This window comes from Candidatus Erwinia dacicola (genome assembly GCF_001756855.1).
Lineage (GTDB): Bacteria > Pseudomonadota > Gammaproteobacteria > Enterobacterales > Enterobacteriaceae > Erwinia > Erwinia dacicola.
In genome coordinates this window covers 1-3,229 of the sequence record NZ_MAYS01000031.1, presented here as the reverse complement: position 1 = coordinate 3,229, position 3,229 = coordinate 1, and the positions used below count along the sequence as shown (strand labels likewise).

Here is a 3,229-nt window from a genome sequence, read left to right as displayed (position 1 = left end):
GATTAGAATGGATGAATTCCAACCCTAGAATGCAAAAAGCCAAATTTACGAATCAACATTCTCTTTTATCATCCATATAAAGCCCCTTACGAGGCTTAACGTTTTTCTCGTCCGATCACTTTATCAGCCGCCACGCGGGACAGGAAGCCGGAACGGCTTCCGTATTCAGGATGTGCAGCGACAAACTGATCGATACGGCGGATAAGCAAAGAGGGGAGTGTTACGTTGATTTTTTCCGCTTTCCCCATCAACCGGGTAACATCCACATCAACCAGCACCCATACCACACCTGCATAATCGGGATCGGCTAGCCAGTTTTCCACGCTGGTCGCTTCCGGCACTGCTTCGCCATCTTTCACCAGTAATTCGATATGTGCGTCGATAGCCTCACGTACGCTCTCAATCGCATCCTGATAGTTGTCGCCGCCAGAGAAGCAGCCTGGAATATCAGGTACGCGAACGCCGAAGGATGAATCGCCTTTATCAATAGCAACGGGATATAACATGTAAACCTCCAAGAGGTGGGGCTTAAAGCCCCGCCTGTTTCTTGATACTTTTCAGTGTCGGTAGCGGTATGTCCTTTTGTGGATGTTTTACCGTTACCAGCCCCTTTTTCGTTAGATGCTTGAACTGGTGATGACTGGCTTTTACTCTCACCAGATACCACCCATCGGCTTCTATCATTGCTATTGCATCCCTGCTATCCAGCCTCCGGCTCTCTGTGTTGTTTTGATGGAGTTATGATAACTCTTGATGTATTGAAGGTCAAGTGTTTTAGGGTTATAGGGGTTATTTTTTACTAATGGATTCGAATTTTTCATGCAGAGATTTGGGGTATAGCTCCGTATAAACCTGCCATAAAACATCTAGTGAACGATGGCCGGTGACCTGAGCCACTTCTTCAATATTGAATCCCGCTTCGAACAAGCGGCTGGCTCCTTCGCGGCGCAGATCATGGTAGCGCAAATTTTCAATACCCAGGGCGTTCCTGACTCGTTGAAAACCCGCCGTTACGGAACGGGAATTGTAGGGGAAAATTAACTCGCTGGTTTTGGGCTGGCGTTGCACTATGCTCCACGCATCGCCAAGCAGCGGAACCAGCATATGGTTACCTGATTTTTTGCGCGGATCTTTTCTGTCTCTGACCAGTACGGCCCTTTATTTTTCATCCACATCCTCCCAACGGATTTTGCACACTTCGCCAACCCTCATACAACTGAGGATCGAAAAGTTAAGAATATCAACGAATGGGATTTTTGCTGCGATGTGATCGCTTCTGGCTTCAATCCCTGCCAGCAATCTATCCAGTTCATTGCTTACCGGGCGGCGGCTGCGGCGCTTGGATTTGCCAATCAGCCCCATCTGGAGCAGTAGCGGTCTTGCATCGGTTGCAGGGTTGGTTGTGTAGTCAATACCGTAGACAGGTTTGGCAGACGCCAAAACGGAAGAGAGATAACTCACATCGTGATTAACAGTGGAAGGGCCAGCACCAGCGCCGTTTCTCTGGCGGCAGTGTTCGATAACGTGGCTGGTTGAGAGGTCTGTAAGGGGGATTTCGGCTATGTCGCAGTCTAGTAGCATATCGAGGACATAGCGCTTTAGCAGGTCTCCAACGGTTATTTTGTTTAAATCGTTAGTATTCGGTATCCCTGACTGTTCGAGTTCGATTACACGTTTAGAACCCCATGTTTTCGCATGGGCTTGCTTTGTGAAGGTTTTACTTTCGTTATAGACCCTCTTACCGTCTTTCTTGATGCTAACGGAGCAGCGGTATCGAACCGTACCATCTGCTTTCGCTCTTTTGTCTATGGTATAATACGCCATCTTAAGTATGGCCCATGTCAGATTTAGGCACTGAGGACACCAAATTTAAGGTGTCCTCAGTGGTGTCCTGATAAAGAAAAATACGATATAAAAACAAAAAATGCACGAAAATAAAGAAACTGCCAACCCGCAGAAGAGTAGCGTAAACAGCGGTGTAGCGCCAAAATACAGCCCTTCACGATTTAGCGTTGCACCGATGCTTGACTGGACCGATCCTCACTGCCGTTACTTTCATCGCCAGCTGACGCGGCAGACACTGCTGTATACCGAAATGGTGACCACCGGCGCGATCATCCACGGTAAAGGCGACTATCTGGCATTCAGCCCGGAAGAGCGGCCGGTTGCACTGCAGCTGGGCGGCAGCGATCCCGCTGCGCTGGCGCAGTGTGCCGTGCTGGCAGAACAGCGCGGCTACAATGAGGTTAACCTTAACGTGGGCTGCCCATCAGACCGCGTGCAGAACGGTCGCTTTGGTGCCTGCCTGATGGGTGAAGCCCAGCTGGTGGCGGACGGCATTAAAGCGATGCGTGACAAGGTGTCGATCCCGGTCACGGTGAAAACCCGCATCGGCATTGATGACTTGGATAGTTATGAATTCCTCTGTGATTTTATCCGCACGGTGTCAGAGCAGGGCGGCTGCGACTCCTTTATCATCCATGCACGTAAAGCTTGGCTTTCCGGCCTCAGCTCGAAAGAGAACCGCGAAATCCCACCACTCGACTACCCGCGCGTTTATCAGCTGAAGCGCGATTTTCCGCACCTGACGCTGGCGATTAATGGCGGCGTGAAGACGCTGGAAGAAGCGCGAACGCACCTGCTGCATCTGGACGGCGTGATGATGGGGCGCGAAGCCTATCAGAACCCCGACCTGCTGGCGCAGGTGGATCGGCAGATTTTCGGCAGCAGCCAGCCGGTGGTGGACCCGGTTGCCGTGGTGCGCGCCATGTATCCTTACATTGAACGTGAACTGGCGAACGGCACCTACCTAGGCCATGTCACCCGCCATATGCTTGGCATATTCCAAGGTATCCCGGGCGCGCGCCAGTGGCGGCGTTACCTGAGCGAAAATGCGTACAAAGCAGGCGCGGGCGTTGACGTGGTCGAGCAGGCGCTTTCGCTGGTCGCCGATAAGATCCCTGCCGGAATTTAAATTCGTCAAATCTTCACCAGATAGTGATGAATTTCATCACGTGAGCTGTGGTGATGAAGGGGTTTATTGCTCAGGTCTGTCGCATGATAATGCGTAAAAAAGCCGTTTTTGCTGTGTTTCTCATCTGAAAGCCATTTTTCAGGCGAACTTATCCAGAGCCGGTACCTGAAGCCATCGTTTTTTCGCCATCCGATGCAGCCTGTCAGAGAGCATTTTGGTGGCGTGAACGCCCACCATGGCACCGGCAAAACGCAG

The 3,229-nt window shown here is 51.1% G+C and carries 3 protein-coding genes and 1 pseudogene; 1 reads left to right on the top strand and 3 read right to left on the bottom strand.

The genetic code is table 11. The features are described 5' to 3' along the window. Positions 1 to 95: 95 nt before the first annotated feature. From BBW68_RS00690 to BBW68_RS00680, 3 genes and pseudogenes are all read right to left on the bottom strand, one after another. The gene (locus tag BBW68_RS00690) at positions 96 to 506 is read right to left on the bottom strand and encodes a type II toxin-antitoxin system HicB family antitoxin (protein ID WP_070133582.1); all 411 of its coding nucleotides are present in this window, start codon (positions 504 to 506) and stop codon (positions 96 to 98) included. A 22-nt stretch (positions 507 to 528) separates the two neighbouring features. Beyond that, positions 529 to 690, bottom strand: a complete 162-nt coding sequence (locus tag BBW68_RS00685; RefSeq protein WP_425338261.1) for a type II toxin-antitoxin system HicA family toxin — start codon at positions 688 to 690, stop codon at positions 529 to 531. Positions 691 to 789: 99 nt separating this feature from the next. After that, positions 790 to 1,824: pseudogene (locus tag BBW68_RS00680) on the bottom strand (tyrosine-type recombinase/integrase). 100 nt (positions 1,825 to 1,924) lie between these two features. On the opposite strand from BBW68_RS00680, the gene dusA reads away from it, so the two are divergent. Then, on the top strand, positions 1,925 to 2,974 hold the full coding sequence (gene dusA / locus BBW68_RS00675; RefSeq protein WP_070133580.1) for a tRNA dihydrouridine(20/20a) synthase DusA: 1,050 nt from the start codon (positions 1,925 to 1,927) through the stop codon (positions 2,972 to 2,974). Positions 2,975 to 3,229: the final 255 nt, after the last annotated feature.

Excerpts from the sequence above, each read along its gene's own strand:
- BBW68_RS00690 (WP_070133582.1), bottom strand. The coding sequence starts at position 506 with ATGTTATATCCCGTTGCTATTGATAAAGGCGATTCATCCTTCGGCGTT.
- dusA (WP_070133580.1), top strand. The coding sequence starts at position 1,925 with ATGCACGAAAATAAAGAAACTGCCAACCCGCAGAAGAGTAGCGTAAAC.